Source organism: Ligilactobacillus animalis KCTC 3501 = DSM 20602 (assembly GCF_001434535.1).
GTDB classification, from domain to species: domain Bacteria; phylum Bacillota; class Bacilli; order Lactobacillales; family Lactobacillaceae; genus Ligilactobacillus; species Ligilactobacillus animalis.
Map to the genome: position 1 here is coordinate 1 of NZ_AYYW01000021.1, position 247 is coordinate 247.

Consider the following 247-nt stretch of genomic DNA (forward strand, 5'->3'; position numbering starts at 1 on the left):
GCAGATATTGCTGGAATGCTGGTTTGGCTTTATGGAATGATATGTATGAAGAAGCACTAATCTTAGATGATAAGCGCCTCAGACCAAATGAATACAAGGTTCGCAACGAGTTAGTGGCTAATAAAGCTGATTGGCAATATCGTTTTTCAGCCCGTTGCTTACAACTAGCAATTAGCGACTTAAATAAAGCTTGGAAGAACTTTTTTGATAAGGCACAAGTTGATTGGGGTAAACCACGTTTTAAATC

General features: G+C 38.5%; 1 pseudogene. It reads left to right on the plus strand.

From position 1 onward, the window contains the following. A pseudogene (locus tag FC30_RS09520) lies at nt 1-247 on the plus strand (RNA-guided endonuclease TnpB family protein); the annotation flags it as partial.